This is a genomic window from Streptomyces brasiliensis (assembly GCF_014647875.1).
GTDB lineage: Bacteria > Actinomycetota > Actinomycetes > Streptomycetales > Streptomycetaceae > Streptomyces > Streptomyces brasiliensis.
The window spans coordinates 79,161-103,841 of record NZ_BMQA01000003.1 but is presented as its reverse complement, the minus strand read 5'-3'; the positions used below and the strand labels follow the sequence as shown (position 1 = coordinate 103,841).

Here is a 24,681-nt window from a genome sequence, read left to right as displayed (position 1 = left end):
TACGGCAGGCCACTGACAATGGGCCCTGGGAATCCCGAGGGGAGTTCAGCCAGAGCTCTCGTCGAGGCCCTCGGTGTCGATGCCGGGATACAGGCCGCGGTAGGCGTCGAGGTGGTCGGCGATGTGGCTTCGCCCGGAGTCGGTAAGGAACCACCGGTACGGTCCGTGAGTCACTCCGTCGGGGTGCCGCAACACGATGAAGCCCCGGCTCGGGGTCCGTCCATCAGGGCTTTGCCCCACCGCCAGGTAATGCGGCCCACGCCCGGCGAGGCTGCCGTCCACCCCCTGCGCTCCGGCGCGCGCGACCCGGACCATGATCTTCCAGAGCCACAACGACAGCAGCGGCGCAGGTGGTCCTGCTTCCCGGGGAGCCCCGAGGGCCGCACGGGCCACCGCTCGCCCGTGCCGGGTCATCTCCACCCGGGTACGGGGGATATCCCCCAGACCGTCGACATACAGCCGGTCCCGGTACACGACGATCAGGCCACGCCGCTCCAAAGCGGCCACCGACGATCCAGCTCCTGGGTCATGTACCCCCGCTGCGCGCAGCCCCTCCTGAATGCGGGTGTACCCGACTACATCAGACGAGGCGGAGATCGCCAACGTCATGCGCCGCCATTCGGCTGCCGGTCGCTGTTCCGCTCCCACCAAGCGGGCCTGCCGCTGTTCTTCCTCTACCTCCTGGTCGTGACGGAAGATGCACGTCAGATAGGTACGTTGCCGCTCGTTGAGGGCCCTCCATACAGCCATCGACTCCTTGGAAGGCTGACGGGGACGTCGGACGGGAAGCACTGGGAGAGGGTCCTCCGGGCGGCTGCGGCGCCAGGCATCCATCACCACCCGGTCGGGGACTCTATAGACCTGGGCGATCATGTGCACCACTCTCCCCAGGGTCTCGGGAGATCCCCACATCCAGCCGCGCACACGTCTGCCGCGTTCAAGATCGCGGATCTTCTCGGCGCTGATATGCAGACCGTGTGCACCACGCTTGCGTCGTAGAGCTGAGGCGGCCTCTTCCGTGCTCAAGCCAGCATCACGACGCAAGTCGGCCAGGCTCTCGGTACCCGGTTCGCGCCCTGTCAGATCCTGCGCACCACACCGCAGAACCTCTAGCAATCGGCCGAAAGCTCGGTCACCAACAGTCCGTGTTCCCGCTTCCCAGTGGCGTACAGCACGTGGCGTAACCCCTACAGCCTCGGCGAGCTGTTCCACGCTCATGTCTCTGAACAATCGTTGGCGTTGCAGGGCCTGGGGACGGAGGGACTGTGCCATACCGGAAGCAAAACGTAGTGAACAGTTCACTGCAACTGTTCACGGCGCGGATCTCGATCCCCGCCGAGGTGGTTGCGGGCATCTACTGTCCAGGGCATGGGGCCATCGCTGGTCGCCCCTCAGGAGGCACGCGGTCCGTGCCTCTCGGTGGCAGGGTGCGAAGGAGCCGAGCATCGGTTTGGCCGCAAGCCGCGTAGGAGTGTCAGAGTGCCCTGAGCGCTCCAGCGGGGGGTGCCGCTCCGTGCTGGAGTCGCTCCAGGCTCCAACAGCCGTCTGGATCGGCCGCATACCCGCTTTGAACTGCGATTATGACGGCTCCCGCTTCATGCGATATCTGTCTGGCGCTCGGTCCCTGACCGCGACCGCCGAGTGGATCGCGGACGCACCCCGGACTGATCCGCTCAGCAAGACGGTCTCAGTGCCCCACCCGACCACGGTGATGCGGCTGCTCAGCCGTCTCGAACGGCGACGCCCTCGATGCCGCGGTCTGCGCGTTCCTCTGGTCTAGGGACGACTCCCGCCGGGCCGGGACACGGTCGAGGGGCGTGGCGGTGGACGGGAAGGTCCTGCACGGATCCCGCGTTCCCGGCCGCAAGTCCGTGTGGCTCCTGGCCGCCATGAGCCACGCGGGCACCGTCCTTGGGCACCGGCAGATCGCGGACAAGAGCAACGAGACCCCCTTCCTTCATTTCGCCCCGGTCCAGCCACTCGACTCCGGAACTTGATCAGGCCCTGTGGCCTCGGCTCATTTTGGCCGGGGTTGAAAGTCAAGATCAGAGCACGTACGAGAAGCGCAGTGCCCCGCCCTCCTCGCGGTAGCGTCCCCGACCGCGCTTCCCGTAGGGGTTGGGGAGCATCTGGACGGCCACCTTGTGAGGAGTGAGGGCGTGGGTGACCACCAGAAGGCGCCAACGGTCGTTGCCCGCGTGCTGGCGGGCCGCGCGGACCTCGCTCTCTCCCAACTCGAAGCGGCCTCCTTCGCCCACAGTGGCCTTCACCTCGTAGAGGTAGGGCCGGCTGCCGGAGCCTACCCGGAAGTCGAAACCGAGACTGTCGTCACCAGACGGACCGGGGAAGGCTTTACGGCGGTTACCCGAGACCCAGCTGGTCTCGTCCACGTGGTCCGGGTAGTGCACGCACAGCCATTGGTACGCGTACCACTCGCCCACGTACCCGATGGCCTCCCGCTGGACCGTGGTCAGCCCGCTGTCCGTGCCCCCTCCGTACCGCCACCCGCGTGTGCGACTGCCGGCCTGGGTGTGTCCGGGCCGAGGGCGAGGGTCCGTGAAGCGGAGCGGTCCCACGGCGGCGATCCCCGGCGCCGAGCCGCTCTGTAGGACTCGGGCGAGTTCGCGGGTGAGGGCGGTGAAGTCACCGGAGTGGACGTCGAAGTCGCGGCCGCCGACGGAGATCGACCGCCGCTTGCGCTCACGTTCCCGGCGTTCGTGTTCCGCCGCATTGCGCACCCGGTCCAGGGCGGCCCCGGACAATCCGTGCTGTGCGGGATCTGTCGCCACGGCCATTCCGTCGGGCCACTGGCCGATGGTCACCAGCCAGCTGGCGACGTCGGTGGGGGAGAGGGGGCGGAAGTCCAGCGCTCCCACAGAGTCCAGCCGCGCGGTGACCTCCTCGGCGGGCTCGGCTGCGGTGAAGGCGGCGGGCAAGGAGTGATCGGCTGCTCTGATCAGGATCGCGAGGTCGGCAGCCAGGCCGGTGATTGTGCGGAGGTTCGCGCTGCGCACCTGGTCGAGGGCGGGCAGACGTTCGCCCGACCGGGGCAACGGTACCGGGCGGCCCAGGCGCAGTGACAGCCGCTCCTCCACGTATGCCTCCAGGATCCCTGCGTCGGCCGTATCCACGGTGTGCGCCCATGCCTCCGGCGCGGTGATCCAGTCCAGGGTCCGGGTTGAAGGCCAGTCCGGGATCGGACGGTGCGCGTCGAAGTCCTCCAGCACCGCCCAGCGCAGCCGGTTGACGAACTCCTTCTTACGCAGGTCCAGGTAGGTACGGAGTGCCTCCTCGTGCTCAGCGGCGTGGCTGATCGGACCCAGGGGCGGGCTCATCGTGCGCAGGGTGTCGTTCAGCTCGGCGAATCCGATGCCCAGGTCGCGCCGCAGTTCGTCCGTACCGCGGGTCGCGCGTGCCCTGACGATGAACTCGGATACGAGGCACGGGAGTTCGTCGGCGTATTCTTCAAGGCGAGCCTGGAACTCCCGGGTGTCGCCTGGCGGCGGCAGGAACAACGACTCCGCCGCCTCCGAACCAAGCAGGTGGACGAGAAAGGGCCGGCATCGTTCGAGGACCACGCCGATGGCCCCGTCGATTCGGCGACGCGTCTCCTCGACCTGGTGGACCGTGACTTCCAGGGCATCGGCGAGCTCCTCCTGGCTCGGGTCGCGTAGATCGGCGTGAAGGGAGGCGAGCTGGTGGGCCGCGAGGCGCAGCCGGTCGCCGAACTCCCGTCGTCCCAACAGCTCGGCGAGTGCCACCACGACGCGGGTGATCTCGGGCCAGCCCGCTTCGCCCGCCGGGGCGAGGACGAGCGGATGCTTCGGATCGGGCAGCGGCAGCACTCCGCCGAGGCGGCCCGGCAACGTCACGGGGCGGCCGTCGAGTTCGATGTCCCAGGAGTGGTAACGGTGCAGTCGTACGCTCCTGACCAGGGACACCAACTCGCTCAGCTCGGCCTCGCTCGCCCGGGGGCCGCGCGCCAAGTGGTCGGAGAGGACGCCCACGGCCAGCGTGAGCCAGGGCAACTGCTGGACCAGTGGCTCTCCCATGGCCGCAGGGTCCACCCGTGCTCCGTCCACGGTTACCGTGAACATCAGGTCGTCTGTATGCCGGACGCTGGCGGGGTGTTCGGTCGCCAGCAGCTCGACGGCCTTCGCCGAGACACCGGGAAGGGTGAGCAGGGGCCGCCCCATCTCCCGCACCAGAAGGGCTGTCAGGCCGTCGCGTTCGCCGCTGACGTAGAGCACAGTCCCGGCATCACCAGTGCCATCGCTTTCCCCGCCGTCCAGGGCGGACAGCGATACGCTGATCAGTCGGTCCTCGGACTCGGCGAGCATACTGGCACCCTTGGGTAGTGCAGGAAGGGGCCGCCGTACGAGGTCCCTCCAGGCACGTTCGTTGGCGCGCTGCGCGGCGGGCCGGTCCTCGGCCCCCAACGCGCCCTCCGCGGCAAGCTGCCCCAACGCGGCGATGAGGCGGGCGCTGTCTCGCGGGTCGTCCCAGGTCGGCAGCCGCATCTCCCTCAGGCGGTCGCCCGCCTTCCCGCGTTCAAGAAGGTGGCGCAGCCGATGATCGACAGTCGGCGCGTACGATGGCTCTTCCTCCAGCCCGGGCGGGCAGCGCCAGGCGTCGGCCGGCCGGACGAACCGGACGGCCCGGTCGCGGCCCCGGACCGGGAGCCACGGCTGCTCCCGGACGAAGGCGCCGAGCGGGGTCGGGACCCGTTCCGTATCCGGGGAACTCTGGCTGCCGGCACTGGTCCAGACGCTGGTGAACCTAGCGTCGTCCCAGCTGGCCAGGCCGTGCAAAACGAGCCGTGCGTACGCCAGCCGGGCCTCCCGGCCGAGGCGTCCGACGACGTCCTGGCCGGGGAGCCGCCAGGCCGGGGTTCCCCGGTACGGCGTCCGAGGGTAGTAGGCACTGGACCAGTTGCGGACGTACGGCTCCCACTGCTCCTGCACCTCGGCAGACACCTTCGCCATGCGGATCAGTTGCCGAGCGGTGAGCTCCCGGCCTTGATCTACCCGGCTCAAGGCGTCGCGAGACCTGACCGGGAGCAGACCGTCGGCCACCCCCGCCTCCAACAGGAACGCCCACCACTCCGCAGGGGTAGTCTCGCCCCGCTTGGCGAACTCCTCGGGCACGGCCAGGAGGCGTCCGGCGATTGCCTTGAGGCTCTTCGACACGTCCTGCCCGGCGGCGACCACCGCCGCCAGGTCCTCACCGACGGACGCGCGGCCCCAGCCCCGGCCGAAGACGGCGTCGCTCGCTCTGATCAGTCGGCCGTCCGCCGACGGTACGTACAGTCCGAGCGAGGAGATCTCCGTCCCGCCCAACGAGCGCCTGGGCTGCCACAACCGGAAGACGAACCGCAGGGTTTGGAGCCGCAGTCTGCGATCGGTGCTCGCGCTGAGAGCCTGCCGTACGTGGTCCAGCAGCCCCCTCGTGTCGTACGGCCGGACGAGCCCCTCCTGTTCGAGGAAGGCGCGGGCGGCCCGCCCGCGCGTACGCTCGCCGCGGTCCTTCCAGACCAGCCCCGGGTGCAGGGAGAACAACCGCTTGCTGAGCAGGGCGGGGACGGACGGGGCGCCGGTCTCGTTCGCCTCCGTACGCACCGGCTGGAAGAACGCCTCGCGGCGGGCACCCTGACCGCTCGGCTTGCCCTGTACACGTGTACTTATGCCTGCACCCGCCCTTTCGAGGGGGCGGTTGGTGGGCCGCAGGGTGCAGTCCTCCGCGAGCAGCAACTGCTTGCCGTGCAGAACGTGCCCATCGTCCTCAAAGAGGGCAGCCAAGTCCTCGTACAGCGCGCTCCACTGCTCGAGGGACTCACCGGACAGGGGGAGGGGAAGGCCCCCGACGATCCGTTCCACGTACTCGGCAAGGATCTCCGGGCTCGGCTCCCACGGGCACGCGAGGGCCTTGCACAGGGTGGCCAGCCGCTTCAGCCGGTCGCCGCCGATCTCGGGGTCCGCCACCACGATCTCAGACTCGTGCGCGCGGTGCGCCGTGAGGACGGTCAGGTTGAGGTCCGGCCACAAGACCGCGTCCTGGGGTGGGGCCCAGCCCGCCTCCGGCGGGGCGCCGTCCGCGGAGAGGACGGGCACGAGCGGCACGTCGGTGAGCTCGCTCCCGTACACGCGCAGAGCCGCCGCGCGGAGGCGCCTCGCCGAACCCCTCTCACTCTCCCAGCTCACCAGGTCCACGGCCAGCTGCCGCATGGACGGCTCGGGCACGGTACGCGGTACCGCAGCGGCCGCCAGACAAGTCTCGGCGACCGCGTCAAGCAGCAACACATTGAGGGGGTTGTCGGCGGGAAACCCGGTGCGGTCGAACGTGGTGAAGAACGGGGCGTTCACGTGCCCCGGGAACGGCGCGGCCTGGTCCTCAGCCATCGGCAGGAAGGTGTAGATCTGCCCGCGTCGCGGTCGGCGGGCGGCGGGCAGCGGGAGCGCGACCTCTACGACGGCCGACCGCTTCCACTCCTGCCACGTGTCGTCGAGGAGCCCGCAACCCACGGCCTCGGCTAGCGCGCTGTTCAGCCGTTCCTTCTCCACGGTGCCCCGGAATACGAGAAAGGTGCCGGCCGACCCCAGGTCCACAGTCGCACAGGAGACGGGGAGTTCGGGCCCGGTGCCGTTCTGCGCCACCGCGAAGCCGTCCTCGGAGCGGGTCAGCTCATACCGCTCGTGTGCCTCTCGGCGGTCGTCCAACTCGCCCGCCTCGCCACCAGCAGCCCGTCGTTCCAGCGTCAGGCCAGCGAGCCGGTCGAGGAACAGCATGACGGGTACTTTCGACCCCGCGAGCTCGCGCATCCGCAGCCGTACCTCGGCCCGGGCGGCCTCGCTCAGCAAGGGCAGCCGGACGACGGTTACGTACCCCTGGGCGGCCAGATGCCGACAGGTCGCGGGTACATCGTCAAGCGGCAGGGGCGCCTGGAGTGGCGGATACTTGGAGGCCGCCTCGTGAGCATTCTCCTCACCGGCGAGGAATTCCTCCACGTCGACCTTCTGCGCGAAGCGGAAACAGTATCCGTCCAATTCCGGGCCGAGCGGGCTGTCCGGGTCTGCGCTGTAGATCTCGGGCGCGTCGCTGATCAGCAGGATGCTGCGGAATCCGACCCCCTTGTTCCCGATGCCCTCGCCCACCTCCTTCGAGCTCTGCGCGAGCTCGCAGACCCGCTCGACGTCCCGCCAGGTGAAAGGCATGCCGCCGTTGGCGACGTACAAGGTCCCCCACTCGCCCTCCGTCTCATCCAGTAGGACGTGGACCCGTCCGCCGCGGCGGTCCCTCGGATGCGCGTCGTAGCCGTTCTGCAGCAACTCGAAGAGCGAGCGGCCGGCGTACTCCCGCGCGCTCGTGTACGACGCTGCGTTGACTTGCCGTGCCATGCGCAGCACTTGCTCCGACCGGGCCCCCTCCAGCACCGACAGGCCGTACTCCCGCAACTGCTTGGCCCGGGCGTTCCTCGCCATGGTTCTCCCCTCACCTCAGCGTGGCGAGGACGGTATCCCACCTCACTGACATCGGACGGGCGCGGAGAGCTACCGAGTGGAGCATGGCGCGGGCGCCGCTTTGAGAGGGCCATGACTCCGGTACAGGAGTCTCCGGCGACGGGTGCCCGGTAGGTGGAGACGAGGTGCCGATCGGTGCGGTGTTGGGTTCGCCTTCCGCGGTGGGTAAGTCGGAGTTCTAGTCGTTGGTGGTCATGGTCTGGAACATCGGAGTTCCTTGATGACGACAACTTCGACGCCCTGTTCCTGGAGTAGCGTCGCCGTGGAACGACGGAGATCGTGAAACCGGATCGGCCGGAGGTGGGCGTCGCCGAATCCCGGTCCCGATCCCGGCGCAGTCGCGCCAGGTCGCTGAGCCTCGCCCCCGCCGTTACTCGGGCGGGCCGTACGTCATCTCCAGCGAATGCTCCTCCAGGCTGCGGAGCGTCAGCTGGTCGTCCCGGACCTCATTGAGCAGGAAGAGCTCCCGGGTCCGACACTCCTCGCACAGGCTGACGACAGCGAACGGCCAGAGATCGACCGGAGCCCCGTACGGGGCACTGTCCACGTAGATGCGGTCGGGCCGAAGCGGCTGGGTGCTCGGCCGCTCGAACGGCTCCCAGCTCGGATGGCTGCCCCTCAGCCGGAGCCCGACTATCCGGTACGAGCCCTCGTCGAGGTACTCGCACCGCTCCACCCAGTCCCAGTGCGTCCCAGAGAGCCAGCTGACCGCGCTGATCGCCCGCACGATGTGCGGTTCCAGCCGCTCGACGTCCTCCGCCAGCTGATGGCTGGCGCGGACGCCGTGCGCGTGGTGCGAGGTGTTCCTGAAATCCTTGATGTGGCCCAGTAGCGCGCGTGCGTTTCCCCGGTCGCGCACGGTGGCGAGCTGTTGGATGCGGGGCTCGATTCCCTCGGCCTCCAGCCGATCGAGGATCCAGAGCCAGGTGCCGAAGGTGGCGCCGGTCCGGAACTGCTTGCGCAGGTTCCGGGAGAAGCCGTTCGATGCGGCGAGCTCGGTGAGCGCCAGCACACCTAGCACCCGGGCCAGGCCCTCGCCCAGCTTGAGCAGTCCGTCCTTCCGCTCCGCCGGGTGCGTGCTGACCCGGTACCGACGGGACAGCGCGGCGGCGTGGTACGGAAAGCTCCACTCGGCGCGCGAGATTGGGTCGTCCAGCGGGCGCACGAGTTCGCCGATCAGGCCGGCCTCGTGGGCGGCGGCCCTGATCTCGTTCCGAACCCCCTGGACGTCCCGTTCGCCGCTGCCGAAGACGTTGGGCAAGATTCCCGACATCGTGGTCCGCAGTGCGCGCCGCCCCTCCTGCACGGTCTCCAGGAGGCTCTCCACCTCGCTGTCGGTCACCAGGTCGACGGGGACGTGCGTGTCCAGCAGATCGCGAGCGCTGGGGTACTGACCGTTGTCCTTGCGGGAGTTCAACCACTCGCAGAGCGCCTGCCCGCTGCCTCGGAGCGGCTGCAGCACGAAGAGCGAGGTCGCCGCCTCGCCGAAGCCCTGCGGCAGCAGGCGCCAGTTCCCCGGCCGTCCGACGAGCATGCCGCCCGAGCACAGGGTCAGCGCCACCCCATCCTCCGGCGCGTCCGGGAGCTCAACGGCCGAGTCCGCCTCGTGGAGGTCCTGGGCGCGCAGGTGCTTGGGCCGGTCGGCGCCGTCCTCCTGCTCCTCGCCGCGCTGCGGCGGGTGGACCCGCGTGGTCTCCAACCTGGCCAGGTTACGCAGCAGTTCGAACTCGCCGTCCAGTTCCGGCCGGTAGAAGAGCGCGGATGGGATCTCGCAACCCACCCGCGTCCTGCTGTCGTCGATCCAGGCATCCGGAGCGGTCGGGTGCACTTCGCGTCGGAGGTGGTCCATCGGATCCACCTGCAGCGGCAGGTGGACGAACTCGCGCAGCTCGGGATCCGGCTCGTACGCCTCGCCGATCCGCTGCGGCTCTCCGTCGCCATCGCGTACGCCGACGGCCTTGCGGACCGCCGCCTCGAAGACCTTCCCGCGCGGCCAGCTCACGCCGGCCGAGGCGACCGCCCGGCGTAGCGCTGTGACGGCCTCCTGGCCCCTCGTCCACGTCGAGCCGACCAGCGGACGCAGGGCGGCCACCAGGGCAGCGGGATCATGGGTCTTCTGGATCACGCGCGATTCGGCGAGCCGAGTCAGGACCTCCTCGGACAGCTCGTACTTGAGCCGCAGCGGTTGATCGATCGTGACGCGCTGGTACATCAGTTCGTGGGTGGAGACGACGCGGACCCGGTCGTCCGGCTGCTGGGCGGGGTCGGCGGATATGGTTTCCAGGTAGAGCCCGGTGATCTCGGCGATCTGATCCGACGTGATGTATTTGCGCTTAGAGCCGATGGAGCGGCGCATCCGCTGCCACTGGTCCTGAGCGTTCAGCAGCAGCACCTGGCCCCTGCGCTGTGCCGGCTTGCGGTTGCTGAGGACCCACAGGTAGGTGCTGATGCCGGTGTTGTAGAAGAGGTGGTCGGGCAGCGCGACCACGGCCTCGAGCCAGTCGTTCTCCACGATCCACCGCCGGATGTCCGATTCGCCGGACCCCGCACCTCCGACGTACATCGGGGAGCCGTTGAAGATGACCGCGATTCGGCTGCCGCCCTCGCCCGAGGCGCTCACCGGCTTCATCTTCGCCAGCATGTGCTGGAGGAAGAGCAGTGAGCCGTCGTTGATCCGGGGAAGACCGGCTCCGAAGCGGCCCGCGAAACCGAGCTGCTCGTGCTCCGACCGGACCGCGTACTCGCTCTTCTTCCAGTCGACGCCGAACGGCGGATTGGCGACGAGGTAGTCGAAGGCGGTTCCCTGGTGCCCGTCCTCGGCGAAGACGTTCCCGAAGGCGATCGTCGAGGCCCGGCGACCACTGGTCATCATGGTGGCACGGGAGATCGCCCATGACTCCCGGTTGATCTCCTGGCCGTACAGCGTGACGTCCGCCTGGGGGTTCATCAACGCGATGTACGAGGCAGCCTCGGTCAGCAGACCGGCCGTCCCGCAGGCCGGATCCAGGATGGTGCGGACGGCATGCGGCGATGTCAGGAGGTCCGAGTCGGCGGAGACGAGGAAGCCGGCCATCAGGTGGGCGACGTCTCGGGGGGTGTAGTGCTCCCCGCTCGCCTCGTTGCCGCTCTCCGCGAACCGCCTGACGAGCTCCTCGAAGAGGCTCTCCATGTGGTCGTCGGTGATCATCTGCCCCAGGTCGATCGAGACGAACTGCGCGACGACGCGGTAGAGGAGTCGGGCCTGGTGCAGGCGGTTGACGGTCCGCTCGAACTCGAAGCCGTCCAGCAGTTCCCTGACGTTCCGGGAGTACCCGTTGACATGGGCCAGGAGTAACCGGTCGGCGTGATCCGGCTCGCTGAGCACGCTCTCCATGGAGAATCGGCTGGAGTTGTAGAAGGGCCACCCCGAGGCGGCCGTCAGGCGCTGCTCACGCTCCTGCTCACCGTCGGTGCGCTCGGCCTCGTCGAGCACCGCCTGCCGGCTCGGGGCTAGCAGGCAGTCCAGCCGGCGCAGCACCGTGAACGGCAGGATCACCCGCCCGTACTCGGAAGACTTGAAGTCGCCGCGCAGCAGGTCGGCCACCGACCAGACGAGCTTGGACAGATGCCCGGTGCCGTCACTCATGCTGTCCTCCGCAGACCGGCGCCTTCCACGGGACTGATCATCCCATGGCGGGCGGCCGGCCGGGCCCCCACGAGGAGTACGGGACTCCGACATGCCGGTGGCGGTACCTGGGGGACCTGGGCGTCGCCACCGTCGTCGGTCGTCCCTCATCAAGCGTCGATCAGCCGACCGGACGTCAGCCGTCGTGCTCTTTCAGCGAAGCCGCTACACCTGCCCAGACTTCATATCAGCAATGTGCTCCGCACCAGACGTGAACGCCAGACCTGACGAAGCACTGCTCGGTTCACTCCAGCCAATCCCTCTAGTCCGTCGCAGCTGGCGCGTCGTCGGTTCGGGCGCGGGCGGCCTGTCGCGAAGCGCGAGGATGGATTGTGTGGCGTGACGCTCGTTTGACGCTCCGAGTTCCCGTACGCGGGACAACGGGCGGACAGACTGCCTCTGACCTGGGCTTTTTCGTGACCCGTCCAGGTCGACATCTTTCCGATGACGCATCACGTGGAGTGCGTGGCGATCCTTGAGCCGGTGGGGAAGGGTCGCTGACCTGCGGTTTTGCGAGCGAGTCGGAGATCTTGACCTGTTTCGGGGGATGAAACAGGTCGAGGCTCGGGCATCCGTCTGACCTGGGGTTTTGTGCTGGGGTGGCGGGTGGGACGGGTGGTTTTCGGGACTCTTGACGCTCGTTTGACGCTGGAGCTCGGCGGCACACAAGAGGCCGGAGACCCCGCACGACATGGTGGCTCGCCAAGAACGGTGCTCTGTGCGAAGGGCTGCGAGGCCCTGCTGCGGATGACCGCATCTGGTTGCACAGAGTGATGTTCAAGCGGCCGCATCGAGCGGCGACGGCGGCTTTCGGTAGTGCGGGGGCTTTCGATCGGGTGTTGTTCCACGGGTGCGCTTGATATCTGCAGAGATCCAGGTGCACGCTCGTCGGGACAAGCCAAGGAGAGGAGCGCGACGATGAGTGAGCCTGCGCACGAGGCGGCCGATGTTCCGCAGCCGCCCATGCAGGTGGAGGCGATCCGCTCGGCCCTCGCGCAGGTCGCACCAGAGTTGCTTCCCCGGTTCGACGAGGCGCGGGTGGCGGCCACGGCCAAGGCCCGGCTGAGTGTCTCCGCGACACCGCTGCGGAACTTCGTGCAGGGCTGGGCCGTGGAAGTGGCCATAGCCCGTAGGCCGGAGACATCTGCCCGCCTCCGTGACTTGGAGGCGCGCGCGGCGAGGGCCGCCAGCTTGGACGAGGCACGCGCCATTGCCGCGGAGATCAGCAGCATCCGCCGTAGTGCCGCAGTCGAGGTGGGCCTTCACGAGGCGGGCGCTCGGTGAGCTTCGACCACCTCTGGGTATGGGAGTACGCCTTCCATGCCGAGGACGAGATCAGCTATCCGCAGATTGTCCGGGGCGAAGTGAAAATCATCGCCGATCAGCTCGTCGAGATGGCGAACCTCGGTATTGATCCCGCCGAGCTCGGCGAGCCCACCTCGGGGACGGCCCGTCGGCATGACCTGCCGTGCGGAGGCTGGTTCACGACCCAGTCTCTGCCGTACAGCCGACCGCCCCTTCTTGCCGTGGTCGAAGTGGTTCCGCCGTTTCACCTTCTTTGACACTGCGAAGCGGCACCAGCGCCCGACAGGAAGCTGTGACGGCCTGCTGCAACCAACGTCCGGGGAGCAGTTTCCTAACGAAGCAGTACACACCTACTCGCACGGGCCCGGTCGACCAACTGCCTGAATTGCTCGTCGGCACCATGATCGGGAGTTACACCGAAGACCGGGGTCCTCCAAGGTTTTCGTAGTCGGTGCCGGTGGCGGTCAGTCGAGCAGGATGAGCTGGCGTAGGAGCGTGCGGCCGACGCGGCCGTACGTACTCTCCTGGACCCGGGCAGGGCGGTCCACTCGCGCACGGAGACGGAGTACCTGCTGCGTGAGGACCCGCGCATCACCCAGCACACCCTCTACTACGACATCCTCACCGCGATTGCCCAGGGCGCCTCCACCCCCACGAAGATCGGTGCAGCCCTGGAACGTCAACGCAACGCCGTCACACACCCGTTGGACGTCCTGGAGTCCACCGGCTACATCCAGCGCGAGCAGGACATCCTGCGCCCCCGCCACCCGGTCACCACGCTTGCCGACCCGGTCATTCGCTTCAACCAGCTCATCACCCTGCCGCAGGCCGCCATCGTGGAGCAGGGCTTCGCGGAACAGGCATGGCATGCGGCCGCGCCGACCTTCAACTCCAAGATCCTCGGCCCCCACTTCGAGGACCTCGCCCGCACCTTCACCCGCCGCTACGCCCACACCCTCCTTCCCGGCGGCCTGCCCGGCCCGGTCGGCACCACCGAGGTCGCCGACCCGGCTGCCCGCACCAAGCACGAGGTCGACGTCATCGCCCTGGCCTTGGGCGAGCGCCCGCAGGCTCCCCGGGCCAGGACCGCCCTCATCGGGGAGGCCAAGGCAACTGCCGCCCGGCGCGGCACTGGCGATCTGAAGCGTCTCGAACACATCCGCGGTCTGCTCACCGACCAGGGCTATGACACCACGGGCACGACGCTGGCGTTGTTCTCCCTGCACGGCTTCTACCCGGACGTGACCGAGTCTGCGGCCGACCGTGATGGCCTCCTCCTGGTCGACCTGCCGGGGCTGTACGGGATCGGGTAGACCCCGCGGCAGGCGCGGTGCCCACCAACAGCGTCACAGCCAGGGCGGTGTTCTCGGTCCGCCGACGCGTACGTATGCGGGCTCGTCCCATCTCTCCTCCAGCATTGAAGAGCGGGCGCCGCGTCCAGTCACTGGTTACACCACTCCGGGGAACCGTTCCGGCACGAACGGCGCCGAGGGGACCGATCCGACCATGCACCGCCGCGTCCCGCTCGTGCTGAGCGCCTGCCCAGGTTGCGCGGCGACCGCGTGGCATTGTGCCGGGTTCAGTCCGCGTGGCGGGCCAGGCGGACCATCGCCCGGTACAGGGCGCTGGGTGTGGGGGCGTCGGGGATCGGTGGGACCGGGGCGTCCGGGGTGGCGTACGAGCGGATCATGTGGGCGACCAGGCGGCGCCAGGCGTCGGGGGCCGCGTCGCCGGCGGCGTTGAGGACGCCGGCGTTGGCCATCAGCAGGATCGGCATGTCCCGGTCGGTGAAGTCCTCGCGCAGGTGGCCGGTGGCCTTGGCGCGGTCGATGAGTTCGAGGAGGCCGTTGTACGCCTCGGCGCGGCGGGCCTCCAGGGCCTTGGCGGCGGGGAAGGTCAGGGTGAGGACGTCGGCGAAGCCGCGGTCGGCGGCCTGCATGGCGCAGACGGCGTGGATGCAGCCGATGAAACCGTGCCACGGGTCGGGGTCGGCGAGGGCCTCACGGGTGGCGGCGGCGTAGGCGTCCATGCGGTCGGCGAAGACGGCGCTGATCAGCTCGTCGCGGGTGGCGAAGCGGCGCGAGAGCGTCGCCTTGCCGACGCCGGCCTCCCGGGCGACGGAGGCCATGGAGACGCCGAGCCCTTCCTCGGCGAACAGGTGGCGGGCGGCGGCCAGGATGCGGCAGCGGTTGCGTTCGGCGTCCGCGCGCAGCCCTGCTCCGGGCTGCTGGTTCGAGTCGTCGCCGGGGACTGCTGCTGAGGCTGTCATGATCATGAACTCGGGCCTGGACTGGACGATCGTCCGCTTCATCGCCCCGAACAACAAGCCGAAGCAGCCCCGCGCGCGAGTCGGCTTCTTCGGCACGGACAAGCTCGGCTTCCCCGTCAGCCGCGCCGACATCGCCGCGTTCACCGCCCAGCAGGTCGAGGACACGACGTACACCGGCCGCGCGCCCGCCATCAGCAACTGAAGCCGTTTCACAGGAAAGAAGAGAAGTCCTCATGACCATCGCGATCATCGGCGCCACCGGCAAGCTCGGCACCCTCACCGTCGACGCTCTCCTCGAGCGTGGTTTCCCGGCAGGCGACATCCTCGCCCTCGGCCGCGACGCCGAACGCCTGGCAGCCTTCGGCGAGCGCGGTTTGCGCACCGCCGTCATCGACCTGGACGACGTCGACGGCACCGCCAAGACCCTCGACGGCGTCGAGAAGCTGCTGCTGGTGTCCTTCGGCGATCTCGGCAAGCGGGTCGCGCAGCACGGCAACGCCATCGAGGCCGCCCGCAAGGCCGGCGTCGGCCACCTCATCTACACCTCGGGCCTCAACGCGCCCGACACGATCCTGCGGTTGGCCGCCGACCACAAGGCGACCGAGGAACTGGTGACCGCCTCCGGCATCCCGGCGACGTTCCTGCGCAACGGCTGGTACACCGAGAACCACCTGCAGGACTTCAAGTCCGCCCGCGAGCACCGTGTCATCACCAACAGCCTCGGTGACGGACGCCTCGCGACCGCCCCGCGCAAGGACTTCGCCGAGGCCGCCGCCGTCGTGCTCTCCACCCCCGGCCACGAGGGCAAGGCGTACGAGCTGTCCGGCGACACCGCCTGGAACTTCGAGGAGTTCGCCGCCACCGCCGCCGAGATCCTCGGCAAGCCGGTCAGCTACCAGCCGCTCACCTCCGACCAGGAGCGCGAGCGGCTCCTGTCCTTCGGCCTCGACGAAGGCACCGCCGGCTTCATGGTCACCCTCAACGCCAACCTCCGCGACGGCGCCATGGCCCCCACCCCGGGCGACCTGGCCCGCCTCATCGGTCACCCGACCGAGCCGCTGGCCGACACCCTGCGCACCTGGGCCTGATCTTCAGACGAAGGGGCGGGTGGCCGTGCCGCCACCCGCCCCTTCGTCACTCCGCGCGCGCGGTGCCGCCACGACCCGCATCACAGCGGCTCCATCGCTTGTCGCAACGTATCCCTGGGCCGATCGGCGGCCCCTCCCTTTCCCGCCCTGGAGTTGCCCGGTGTTCATCGCCTACGTCATCCTCGCGATTCTGCTGTCCCTGATGATGCTCGCCTCCGCCCGCGGCGACATCACCCGCGACCCGAAGATCACCGAGCAGCTCAAGGCGGTGGGGGTGCCCGACAGCGCACCGGTCCGCCTACTCGGGCGGATCCGCGCCGACCGTGTCATGCACTGTCCGCCAGGACGTCGCAAGGGGTCCGCCAAAGGCCGGCAACCGCGTCACGGCGAGGCGTTCCGCCTTGCCGACCCGGCCACCCACCCACAGCCCGTCCAGGAATCGGCTACCGTCCACGACCGGTACGGCCGCGTGACGGCCCGCTGCTGGGGCCGCCTGCACCCGAAACTGCCGGATCAGGCCCTGCCGCTGGAGTTCGACGAGTGTTTCGAGCGCCTCGGCGAGCGAGCCGGGCTGGGGTCCCTGGGCGTCGCCGAGCCTGAGGTTCACCACATCCAGCATCTCGAGACCGAGGTTTTCCACGTTCTCCTGGACGGCCCGGCGCAGGTCTTCCGGCTTGCGCGCCGGGGGCCAGCCTCCCTTCTCGTCCCGGGGGCCTCGATCCCGGCCTCGGCGAGGACGAGGTTCTGCCGGGCCGGTCGGTCGACACCCGCTTGTAGACCAGGTTGGCCATGCCGCTCCCCGTGTCGGTGGTCGGATGCGACCCTATCTGTCAGCAAACGCTGTCATCATCCGCCATCGGATCTCATTGGATCGAGACCGCGGAAAGTCCGGGTTCATTGGACGCCTGGCGCCTCTGTCTTCATTCGAACGTTTGCGAACACCAATCAACCGGGCGAGGAGGCCGGAGACCGGTGGAACACGGTGGGGGCGCGAAAGTTCGGGGCGCCGGTCAAGTCCCCAGTGTGGCAGACCCGACAGGCGGCACGCTGGTGGACAAGGCGACACCGGCCGACGGACTGGCGACGCTGGGGGACTGATCGGCAGCCAGCGCCGAAGGTCGATCACCCCACCGTGCTGACCGGCAGCGATCGGCCGGGGCGAGTTCTGCTATCCGTTTCTGCCGTATCTCGGCTGCCCCTCTACGTACATGCCTGGCCGAGCCGCCCCGGGCCGCGGGGCGCCTGAGTCCCCTGCGCTCAGCCGACGTCGAACGCCTCGGCGACGGTCAGCGTGTCCTCGTACAGGTGCATGCGTACGATCCGGTTGTCCTCGACCGCCAGGTGCATGGCCACCGGTGTGGTGAACTCCTTGCCACTGGCCGCGACGGTGTGCGTGAAGACCGCCAGCAGCACCACGTCACCACCGTCGACGATGAATCGCTCCAGCACGACCTTGCTCCTGCCGTGCGCGAAGTGCGGCCACATAGTGGTGAAGTACGGCGCGACCTCCTCCCGGCGGGTACGGCGCCCGGTCCAGGGCAGCGCGTCACTGCCGGGGACGTGCCAGTCGATCTCCTCGGCGAACAGTTCCTGGATGCCGTCGGGGTCCTGCCTGCCGAGGCGCTCCACGAACTTCTCGGCCACGGTCCCCGAGGTCTGAGCGTCTGTTGCCATCGTTCTCGTCCTTTGTCTCTTCGTCTGCTTGAGGTGTCGGTCGGGCCTCAGCCCTGGAACAGGAAGTGCTTGCCGCTCAACGGCCCGCCGAGCTGCATGAGCGCCCCGCCTTCACACAGCGCGCCAAGGCTGACCGGCGCGAACCCGAATTCGGCTCTTTTCATGACTCACTACTTGCCGTGCCGTTGTGTCGCGACCGTTGCCCTGGCGACGGTCGCAAGTACGCGGCTCAGACGCCCCGGGGCGTCGAATGCGTCCCCTGTGGCGCCGCCGTCGACGAACAGTTCCGCGCCGGTGGTGAAACTGCTTTGATCGCCGGCCAGGTAGAGGGCGGCGGCGACGGCGGCGTCCAGTTCGGCCTTGCGGCGCCCGGTCAGGTAAGACGGTCGCACCCTCGGCGGCGAAACGGCGGGCGATCGCCAGGCCGATGCCGCTGGAGGCCCCGGTGACGAGGGCGGTCTGTCGTCCAGCTGCCCCATGAGATTCTCCATTCCTTGATGTAATCATTCTTGTTACATTTATGGGCGTGGAAAGCAACCTCCCCCGGTCAGGGGAAGTTGACGACCCGGGCTCAGGCGGCTTGCAAGATGTCCCGCAGCACGTCCTTCAGCGTGGTCTTGGCCAGCTCTCCACGCAGGGCGACCTCCACCCCGTCGTACACGGCGGTCATCGCCGGCCCGATACCGTGGCCCACGACGCACTCAGGGTTCGGTGTCGCGCGGTGCAGGGCGAAGACCGGTCCCGGTTCGATCGCCTGGTAGATGTCGAGCAGGGTGATCGCCGCCAGGTCCCGCGCGAGTATCCAGCCCGCCCCCGCCCCCCGCCGTGAATCGGCCAGGCCGGCCTTGCGCAGCTCGCCCAGCAGACGGCGGATCACCACCGGGTTGGTGTTGACGCTCGTCGCGATCTGCTCGGAGGTGGCGACCTCGTGGCCGCGCCGCTGGTACAGCCCGATCCATGTCAGGGCGTGCGCCGCAATGGTCAGTCTGCTGTTCGCGCTCACGTCGGACTCCACCTCCCTCGTTCCTCCGGTCCAGTCGTAACAGTAGTCGTTACAATGACATGCGGCAAGTTCTACGGTGCTGGCCGGACCGGCCTCGTCAAGGAGCACGTCACCCGCGAGCACACCATCGCCGAGCTCTTCTCCGTCAGCCAGGTCACCGTCTATCGAGTCCTGCGACGCACCCAGGGCCAGCACCCAAGCAGAAGCCGAACGGCGATAGGGCCCCGCCAACCTACCGGCGGGTCAGGTGTCCCCTGGCGTCTGAGCCAGCAGGACTCCAGGGCCGACTTCTCCTGATCATGCCGCCTGGCCGTAGCCGTCCGGGGCGGGCGGGTCGTTGCCTCGGAGCGGGCTGAAGTCGACGTCCAGGTGCGGGTCGTACGCCTCGGGCTGCATGCCGAGTTCGTGGGTGGAGTACTCGCCGAAGCGGCGGATGTGCTCGGTCAGGCTCCGGGCCCGGGTGGTGTCCCACGCACTCACCACCCAGGCCGAAGACTTGCGCGCCGTGCTGGGCACCGACGCCGCCCCGGGCCGCCAGGCATACGCCCGCACCGTGGCCCGTCTGGACGCCGCCGAGGACCTGCTGACCCGCGCCCACCACGCCGACCAGCGGGCCGACGGCGTCGACGCCCAGATCCGCGGCATGTACGACACGAACCACCAGGAGCTGCAGGTCGAGCGGCGTATCCGGGAGCGGGCCGCCCTCAAGCGGATGCTGCCGTGGCGCAAGGGCATGCTGGCCGACGCCGACGCCCTACGCGACCGCACCACCCAGCGCGCCGAGCAAATCGGGGCACTGCGCTCCCAGGCGCTCGACCTGCGCAACCAGGCCGACCAGATGCACCGCCAGGCCCAGGAACAGGTCAACGCCGCCGGAGGCAGCGGGTCCTACCGGCTGCTCGGTAAGCAGATCGCCGAACAGCGGGCCCTGCTCCCCCAGCGCATCGAGCGCCTGGACCAGGTCGACCACGAAACTCCGGAGCCCCGACAACCGAGCCGTCCCACCTCCCCATCGCGGCCACCCGTCGGAGGGACCCGTCGTCGTTTGTCGCCGGGGCGCGGGCGGGTACGGTGCGGTGTCTGATTCCCGTTCACGTGGCGGACGAAGTGCCTCGGTAGCCTTTGTCGGCCCAGCACTTGATGCCTGCCTCGGCGAGGGTATCGGCGATGCCGATTTCTCGGGCCGCGCGGACATCGTGGACGGCACCAGGCAGCGCCGGTGAGGCCCACAGCAGCCCACCGAAGGGGTCTGCGATGACCTGCACGTTCATCCCGTGCTTCTTATGCTTCCCGGAATAATACGGCCGGTCCGCGGCGATCCGGTCGATCGGCAGCAGGGTCCCGTCCAGCAGGACGAACGCCTGGGCATCGACGTCCAGCCCGTCCACCGCCCGCCCGGTGCCCGGGGTTTCACGATCAGGCCGCGGCGGTGGACCATCGAACGCAGCATCGGCCGGCTTATGCACCACCGCCGTCTCGCCCGCGACTACGAGCGACACCCGCACCGCTCCGAAGCCATGATCCACCTCGCGATGATCGACCTCATGGCCCGCCGCCTCACCGGCGAAGCCAGCCCCAACTGGCGCGGCACCTGACCCGCGACCAAACACGAATCACCGGACCAAACACTCAGTAAGCGAGCCGTCGGCCGGATGTCAGTCAGCTGACGGAGGCTGTCGGCACGGTGGCCGAGCCATTCTCGTGGAGACATCGAATCCGCCCGGTACCCGGGCGGGACCACGAGGAGCGGACCATGAATACCATCGCGCAGCACTGGATCAATGGACGGTGGACCGGCTCCGGCTCGGTTCTGGAATCGATCAACCCGGCCGACGGCACCGTCGTCGGCTCGTTCTACGACGGTGGCGAGGCGGAGGCCTCGGCCGCCGTGGACGCCGCCGCCGCCGCGTTCGAGACCACCGCATGGGCGCGCACTCCCTCGCTTCGGGCGACCGCGCTCAGCCGACTGGCCGACGCCCTTGAGGCCCGGGTCCCCGAGGTTGCGGCCATGTTGTCCCGGGAGAACGGCAAGCTGCTGGGTGAGACCATGTGGGAGGTCAGCGGTGCGGTCGGGTGGCTGCGGTACGCGGCGGCCTCTGCGCGCACCCAGACCGCCGGGCGCGCCGCCGAGACGGCACCTGGCCAGTACACCCACTCGGTGCCCGAGCCGCTCGGTGTCGCCGGGATCATCTCTCCCTGGAATTCCCCCATCATGCTGACCGTGCGGGCACTGGGCCCGGCGCTGGCGGCCGGCTGCACCGTCGTGGTCAAGCTTCCGGCTCAGACGGCGCTGACCAACGAGCTCTTCGCGCAGGTCCTGGCCTCGGTCCCGGAGATCCCGGCGGGCGTGGTCAGCGTGTTCACCGAGTCCGGCAACACCGGGGCCCCGTTCCTTGTCTCCTCGGACAAGGTCGACGTGATCAACTACACCGGCAGCACGCCGGTCGGGCGCCGTATCGCGGCCGCGGCCTCCACCACGCTCAAGCGGCTCGGTCTGGAACTGGGCGGCAAGGCGCCGATGGTGATCCTTCCCGACGCCGATCTGGACATGGTGATCCCGACCGTGGTGCAGTCGCTGGTGCTGATGAACGGGCAGTTCTGCTGCACCGGCTCCCGCGTACTGGTTCACCGGGACATCGCCGACCAGGTGCGCACCCGGCTCACCAGCGCGCTCGCGCAGGTGCGGCTCGGCTCGGGCGACGACGAGAAGGCCCAGCTGGGCCCGGTGATCGACCGGGCGTCCGCCCAGCGGGTGGACGCGATCGTCGAGGAAGCCACCTCGTACGGCACGGTACTGCTGCGCGGCGGCGTGGTCACCGACGGCCCCCTGGCCGCCGGCGCGTTCTACCGGCCGAGCCTGGTCGAGGTGGACCGCACCGACGTCCGGATCGTGCAGGAAGAGGTCTTCGGCCCGGTCCAGACGTTCGAGATCTTCGACGACGAGGACGACGCCGTGACCAAGGCGAACGCCACCATCTACGGCCTGGCCGCCTCGGTGTTCAGCTCGGACTCGATGAAGGCCCGCCGGATCGCCCGGCGCATCCGCACCGGCACCGTATGGATCAACACCTGGGGAGCCATCAGTGAGGACTTCGAGGAGGGCGGCGTCAAGGGAAGTGGTTACGGCTATCTGTGCGGCCCGCGAGCGATCGAGGAGTTCCAGGCGCTCAAGGTGTATGTGGAGCAGGACCACACCCAGTCCGCTCACTGATCAGATCATGACCTGGCCCGGCGCCTACCTGGGCGCCGGGCCGTCCCCCTGCGCGAGAAGGTTGCACCGGGCGTCGATTCTGAATCACCGGAGCGGCGAACGGTCTTGGTCTCGCTCTGGCTGAGGAGCCCCCGGAAGCCGGGCACCAGTTGCTTCCGCACGATCGTAACCCGCAGCAACCGGTGCCGATCGCGCGGCATTTCAGGGCCGAGCACTACATCGCCGACCTGTCCGCTCCGGCCAAGACCCAGCGACTCGCGGCCGAAGTGGCGGCACGGCGCCGGCAGAGGCTGGCGGTGAACCATCCGAGCCCGGTGCTGCTCCCCCGGCAACTGCTGCCGCTGGTACGCGCGGGCAGCCCATCACGCAGCGCCGACATCGCCTCGGCCGCGCAGGAACCGATGGAATCAAAACGATACGCAGCATTTCGATTTGGAGTGGTCCAGTTCATGAACGAGAGAATTGTTTCCCATGCCCACGATGCCCACGATGCCGACGATCCTGGACTGCCCAACCCGCCGGCAGTGACAGACATCCGGCACACGCTCCGGGAGCAGAGCCGGAACGCGTTCGCGAACGCCGAACCCCGGCTCGGCCCCACCGTTCCGGCCGCCGTCCGGCGTTGGAAGCTGTGGCTCCTCACCGTGTGCGGTATCTACCCCACCATCGTCCTGCTGGGCCTGGCCACGAATCCTGTTCTGGAGGATCTGTACCTGCCGGTGCGACTCGCTGTACTCGTCCCGGCGGCGGCAGCGGCGATGGTCTGGCAGATCAATCCCCGACTGCAGCGGCGTTTCGGAGCTTGGCTCACCAGATGACAAGCAGCCCGGCTCCGCCGCCGGTGTACTCCGCGGCGCCCGCACACCACAGACCACTGCGCAGGCTGACGGCGCGAGGCCGCGACGAGACCCACCGCGGCGTCTCCTCACTGGAGCTCTTCTTCGACCTGTGCTTCATCGTGGCCATAGACCAGGCAGGCGCCCAGTTGGTGCACGCCATGGTCGAGGGACACGCGGGCGAGGGGATCCTCAACTATTTGATGATCTTCTTCGCCATCTGGTGGGCGTGGATGAACTTCACGTGGTTCGCCTCGGCTTACGACAACGACGACGTGCTGTACCGGATCGTCACGCTGATCCAGACAGCCGGCGTGCTCGTCCTGACGGCAGGCGTCTCCCAGGCGTTCGAGGAACACGCGTACCTGGTCGTCATCCTGGGCTATGTGATCATGCGGCTCGCCATGACGGCGCAGTGGCTGCGTGTGGCGCGGTCGAGCCAGGGCCCCGAGCGGACGATGGCGCTGCGGTACGCCATCGGCTTGTGCCAGATCGGCTGGCTGGGGCTACTGGCCCTGCCGGAGGCCGGCCGCCCGTGGGTCTTCCTGGTGATGGCGCTGCTGGAGATGGCCGTACCGCTGTATGCGGAGCGGGCCCACCCCACGCCGTGGCACCCCCACCACATCGCCGAACGGTACGGGCTGCTCACGCTCATCGTGCTCGGCGAGACCGTCGCGGCGGCAACCGTCGCCGTGAAGTCGGGGATCGACGAGCACCAGGCCCTGGGTGAGTTGCTGCCCATCGCCGCCGGCGGACTGTTGATCATCTTCGCCGCCTGGTGGGTGTACTTCGCGGTCCCCATCCACGGGCACCTCCGGTCCAACCGGCAGTCCTTCCTCTGGGGCTACGGCCATTACCTGATCTTCGTCTCGGGTGCCGCGATCGGGGCCGGCCTGAAGGTGGCGGTGGAGCAGGCGGTGGGCAAGGCGCACCTTTCGGCGCTGTCCGCGGCGGCGGTGACGCTGCCGACAGCGCTGTTCCTGCTCACGGTGTGGGCGCTGCACTCGCGCTTCTACAAGGTGGGGATCGCCCAGCAGTCGGTGCTGCCGGCCACGGCGCTGCTGGTGGTCGTCTGTACGTTCCTGGGTCGCTGGGCGGTGCTCGCGGCGGGGCTGGTGGCGGCGCTGGCGGTGGCAACCGGGGTGACGCTGACGGCGCTCGGGGCGAGCCCGGAGCGCGGGAGGGGCAAGGAAAGCGTCGCGGTGCAAGTTCTCTGAGGGCACCCTCACCGCCGCGGAAACCCGGCCGGCACGGCGTACGACGGCGCCCGTGCCGTGCGCCCGGTGCACCTGGTCAACGGCGGCGACACGTTGTTCACGCCGACGACGGGGACGCACCCGCTCGGCACCGCGAACCCGCCGGCCCTGGACGACGTCCTCACGGCGGGGCGCGGGCGCGGTGACCCACGCGACCGTACGCGCTGTGGGCACCGCCGAGTGGGTCGCGTCCTCATCGACGGAGCTGAGACCACCAAGGTCCTCAACGCCGCTCAGGCCACCAACGTCGACGCCACCACATCACCGTCATCAGCCGACTCGGAGGGCTCCCCGGGAAGGCTGACATCGAGGACCTGTTCTCCACCAAGGACTACCTCTGGCTCCACTACAGGGCCACGTCACCATCAACGAGGCAGACCTGATCGCTACCGACAAGCCCTTCCCGATTCTCAAGAGCATCGGGATCGCCTCGCGCGGGGTGGAGAAGTGGAGCGGGGCGGACTCGACAGCGGCGTCGGCGTCGGCGTGTTCCTGGTCTTCGCCGTCGTCCTCGCCGCCGCCGCCGCCGGCGCCGGCGCCGACGATCCGTCCGTCTTCGTCGCGTCGGACGTGGATCGTGCGCTGTCGGCTGCTGTGGGCGCGGGAGGCGAGCTGCCCCACGAGTCGTTCATCATGGCTGCGCCGGCCTCGGAGGACGGCGACGAAGGTGCGGTAGCTGACGGAAGCGACCATGCCGGCCGGGTCTTTGCCAGGCGGGGGAGAGACCGGCACGATGACCCGCGTGACCTTCGTGCTGTCGTTGCGGTGGGGCTGCAGCGCCCGGCTGGTGTTCTGCATGATCTTCGTCTGGGAGCTGCGGGTGTCGGCGAAGCCGATGGTTTCACACTCCGTTTGCCG

Annotated in this window: 16 protein-coding genes and 5 pseudogenes; 11 read left to right on the top strand and 10 right to left on the bottom strand. The window is 68.9% G+C overall.

Translation table 11 applies throughout. From position 1 onward, the window contains the following. Nucleotides 1-45: 45 nt before the first annotated feature. On the bottom strand, nt 46-1,272 hold the full coding sequence (locus IEZ19_RS54370) for a helix-turn-helix domain-containing protein (protein ID WP_189310017.1): 1,227 nt from the start codon (nt 1,270-1,272) through the stop codon (nt 46-48). 545 nt (nt 1,273-1,817) lie between these two features. Here IEZ19_RS54370 and IEZ19_RS06375 point away from each other — a divergent pair. Then, on the top strand, nt 1,818-1,997 hold the full coding sequence (locus tag IEZ19_RS06375; RefSeq protein ID WP_189310016.1) for a hypothetical protein: 180 nt from the start codon (nt 1,818-1,820) through the stop codon (nt 1,995-1,997). A 48-nt stretch (nt 1,998-2,045) separates the two neighbouring features. On the opposite strand, the gene IEZ19_RS06370 is transcribed toward IEZ19_RS06375, so the two are convergent. Together IEZ19_RS06370 and IEZ19_RS06365 are read right to left on the bottom strand one after the other, a co-directional pair. Beyond that, nucleotides 2,046-7,478 carry a sacsin N-terminal ATP-binding-like domain-containing protein gene (locus tag IEZ19_RS06370; RefSeq protein ID WP_189310015.1) on the bottom strand — a complete coding sequence of 1,811 codons (5,433 nt, stop codon included), beginning with the start codon at nt 7,476-7,478 and terminating at the stop codon, nt 2,046-2,048. Between the two features lie 409 nt (nt 7,479-7,887). Then, complete coding sequence (locus IEZ19_RS06365; protein ID WP_189310014.1) at nt 7,888-11,142, bottom strand: type I restriction-modification system subunit M; 3,255 nt, start codon at nt 11,140-11,142, stop codon at nt 7,888-7,890. Between the two features lie 957 nt (nt 11,143-12,099). Here IEZ19_RS06365 and IEZ19_RS06360 point away from each other — a divergent pair. The 3 genes and pseudogenes from IEZ19_RS06360 to IEZ19_RS06350 form a co-directional block, all read left to right on the top strand. After that, nucleotides 12,100-12,465 (top strand): TraB/GumN family protein, encoded by a 366-nt coding sequence (locus IEZ19_RS06360; RefSeq protein WP_189310013.1) that lies wholly within the window; start codon nt 12,100-12,102, stop codon nt 12,463-12,465. Next, nucleotides 12,462-12,743: a hypothetical protein gene (locus tag IEZ19_RS06355; RefSeq protein WP_189310012.1), complete on the top strand. Its 282-nt coding sequence runs from the start codon at nt 12,462-12,464 to the stop codon at nt 12,741-12,743. Before IEZ19_RS06360 ends, IEZ19_RS06355 begins: the two co-directional genes overlap by 4 nt. A gap of 258 nt (nt 12,744-13,001) precedes the next feature. After that, nucleotides 13,002-13,799, top strand: a pseudogene (locus tag IEZ19_RS06350) (ATP-binding protein); the annotation flags it as partial. Nucleotides 13,800-14,065: 266 nt separating this feature from the next. Here the strand turns inward: IEZ19_RS06350 and IEZ19_RS06345 are convergent. Continuing rightward, entirely contained in the window at nt 14,066-14,761 is a 696-nt protein-coding gene (locus IEZ19_RS06345) for a TetR/AcrR family transcriptional regulator (protein ID WP_373296922.1), read from the bottom strand. Here IEZ19_RS06345 and IEZ19_RS06340 point away from each other — a divergent pair. Both IEZ19_RS06340 and IEZ19_RS06335 read left to right on the top strand, forming a co-directional pair. Further along, on the top strand, nt 14,754-14,957 hold the full coding sequence (locus IEZ19_RS06340; RefSeq protein WP_229840004.1) for an NAD(P)H-binding protein: 204 nt from the start codon (nt 14,754-14,756) through the stop codon (nt 14,955-14,957). The genes IEZ19_RS06345 and IEZ19_RS06340 overlap by 8 nt on opposite strands. A 31-nt stretch (nt 14,958-14,988) precedes the next feature. After that, entirely contained in the window at nt 14,989-15,843 is an 855-nt protein-coding gene (locus IEZ19_RS06335) for an SDR family oxidoreductase (RefSeq protein ID WP_189310009.1), read from the top strand. 451 nt (nt 15,844-16,294) lie between these two features. Here IEZ19_RS06335 and IEZ19_RS06330 read toward each other — a convergent pair. The 5 genes and pseudogenes from IEZ19_RS06330 to IEZ19_RS06300 all read right to left on the bottom strand — a co-directional run. Beyond that, nucleotides 16,295-16,552, bottom strand: a pseudogene (locus IEZ19_RS06330) (aldo/keto reductase); the annotation flags it as partial. Nucleotides 16,553-17,100: 548 nt separating this feature from the next. Next, the gene (locus tag IEZ19_RS06325) at nt 17,101-17,517 is read right to left on the bottom strand and encodes a nuclear transport factor 2 family protein (RefSeq protein ID WP_189310008.1); all 417 of its coding nucleotides are present in this window, start codon (nt 17,515-17,517) and stop codon (nt 17,101-17,103) included. A 335-nt stretch (nt 17,518-17,852) separates the two neighbouring features. Then, a pseudogene (locus tag IEZ19_RS06310) lies at nt 17,853-17,996 on the bottom strand (SDR family NAD(P)-dependent oxidoreductase); the annotation flags it as partial. 92 nt (nt 17,997-18,088) lie between these two features. After that, entirely contained in the window at nt 18,089-18,520 is a 432-nt protein-coding gene (locus tag IEZ19_RS06305; RefSeq protein WP_189310007.1) for an Rrf2 family transcriptional regulator, read from the bottom strand. Between the two features lie 297 nt (nt 18,521-18,817). Beyond that, nucleotides 18,818-19,036, bottom strand: coding sequence for a hypothetical protein (locus IEZ19_RS06300; protein ID WP_189310006.1), 219 nt, complete (start codon nt 19,034-19,036; stop codon nt 18,818-18,820). Between IEZ19_RS06300 and IEZ19_RS06295 the strand changes: the two genes are divergently transcribed. Further along, nucleotides 19,026-19,604 (top strand): hypothetical protein, encoded by a 579-nt coding sequence (locus IEZ19_RS06295; protein WP_189310005.1) that lies wholly within the window; start codon nt 19,026-19,028, stop codon nt 19,602-19,604. The two genes, IEZ19_RS06300 and IEZ19_RS06295, sit on opposite strands and share 11 nt — an antisense overlap. A 25-nt stretch (nt 19,605-19,629) precedes the next feature. On the opposite strand, the pseudogene IEZ19_RS06290 reads toward IEZ19_RS06295, so the two are convergent. Further along, nucleotides 19,630-19,884, bottom strand: a pseudogene (locus IEZ19_RS06290) (transposase family protein); the annotation flags it as partial. Here IEZ19_RS06290 and IEZ19_RS06285 point away from each other — a divergent pair. The 4 genes and pseudogenes from IEZ19_RS06285 to IEZ19_RS06265 form a co-directional block, all read left to right on the top strand. After that, nucleotides 19,879-20,115, top strand: a pseudogene (locus tag IEZ19_RS06285) (transposase); the annotation flags it as partial. The pseudogenes IEZ19_RS06290 and IEZ19_RS06285 sit on opposite strands and share 6 nt — an antisense overlap. Before the next feature lie 158 nt (nt 20,116-20,273). Continuing rightward, a complete protein-coding gene (locus tag IEZ19_RS06280; RefSeq protein ID WP_189310004.1) occupies nt 20,274-21,731 on the top strand; it encodes an aldehyde dehydrogenase family protein in 1,458 nt (485 codons plus the stop codon). Nucleotides 21,732-21,880: 149 nt separating this feature from the next. After that, the gene (locus IEZ19_RS50460) at nt 21,881-22,549 is read left to right on the top strand and encodes a putative antibiotic biosynthesis monooxygenase (protein WP_229840002.1); all 669 of its coding nucleotides are present in this window, start codon (nt 21,881-21,883) and stop codon (nt 22,547-22,549) included. Beyond that, nucleotides 22,546-23,784 carry a low temperature requirement protein A gene (locus IEZ19_RS06265; protein ID WP_189310002.1) on the top strand — a complete coding sequence of 413 codons (1,239 nt, stop codon included), beginning with the start codon at nt 22,546-22,548 and terminating at the stop codon, nt 23,782-23,784. Before IEZ19_RS50460 ends, IEZ19_RS06265 begins: the two co-directional genes overlap by 4 nt. Nucleotides 23,785-24,681 lie beyond the last annotated feature (897 nt).

Coding starts and splice junctions, on each gene's coding strand:
- IEZ19_RS06265 (WP_189310002.1), top strand. CDS start 22,546: ATGACAAGCAGCCCGGCTCCGCCGCCGGTGTACTCCGCGGCGCCCGCA.
- IEZ19_RS06340 (WP_229840004.1), top strand. CDS start 14,754: ATGATCATGAACTCGGGCCTGGACTGGACGATCGTCCGCTTCATCGCC.
- IEZ19_RS06365 (WP_189310014.1), bottom strand. CDS start 11,142: ATGAGTGACGGCACCGGGCATCTGTCCAAGCTCGTCTGGTCGGTGGCC.
- IEZ19_RS06325 (WP_189310008.1), bottom strand. CDS start 17,517: ATGGCAACAGACGCTCAGACCTCGGGGACCGTGGCCGAGAAGTTCGTG.
- IEZ19_RS06370 (WP_189310015.1), bottom strand. CDS start 7,478: ATGGCGAGGAACGCCCGGGCCAAGCAGTTGCGGGAGTACGGCCTGTCG.
- IEZ19_RS06345 (WP_373296922.1), bottom strand. CDS start 14,761: ATGATCATGACAGCCTCAGCAGCAGTCCCCGGCGACGACTCGAACCAG.
- IEZ19_RS54370 (WP_189310017.1), bottom strand. CDS start 1,272: ATGGCACAGTCCCTCCGTCCCCAGGCCCTGCAACGCCAACGATTGTTC.
- IEZ19_RS06280 (WP_189310004.1), top strand. CDS start 20,274: ATGAATACCATCGCGCAGCACTGGATCAATGGACGGTGGACCGGCTCC.
- IEZ19_RS06335 (WP_189310009.1), top strand. CDS start 14,989: ATGACCATCGCGATCATCGGCGCCACCGGCAAGCTCGGCACCCTCACC.
- IEZ19_RS06360 (WP_189310013.1), top strand. CDS start 12,100: ATGAGTGAGCCTGCGCACGAGGCGGCCGATGTTCCGCAGCCGCCCATG.